Annotated in this window: 1 protein-coding gene; it reads left to right on the top strand. The window is 72.1% G+C overall.

Annotation, left to right across the window (positions count from 1 at the left end):
* A partial coding sequence (locus IF47_RS31845) for a hypothetical protein (protein ID WP_037733441.1) occupies window positions 1–408 on the top strand: 408 nt, incomplete at both ends.

The raw sequence follows: 408 nt of genomic DNA, 5'->3' as shown, positions 1-408 counted from the left end.
GGCCTGGACTACGACGAGGACGACGGCCGTTCAAGAGACACCCGCGGCCTCGCCGTGCGCTTCGACTGCCCGCACCCCGCACTGCACGCCGCGCTCGAGGAACTGGCGGCCACCGTCGACGCCACGGTCGGGGCCTTCCGCCAAGAGGCCGCTTCCCAACCGCTGCTGCGCGGGCTGCCCGACCGTGTGACTACAGGCCAGCTACGCGCCCTGAGCGGCCGCTACGCCGAACCCCTGGAACGGTTCCGGCTCGCCGAGGACGAGATCCGTCCCCTGCTGATGGGCACGCAGCTGTACGGCGACCGGATGCTCGCCGTTCGGGAGCTGTACCAGAACGCGCTGGACGCCTGCCGCATCCGGGACATGCGCCGCCAGTACGGCGCCAGCACGCCATGGCCCGGCCGGATC

Origin of the sequence: Streptomyces megasporus, assembly GCF_000718985.1 — a bacterium.
GTDB lineage: Bacteria > Actinomycetota > Actinomycetes > Streptomycetales > Streptomycetaceae > Streptomyces > Streptomyces megasporus.
This window is presented reverse-complemented; position numbering and strand designations above follow the sequence as displayed.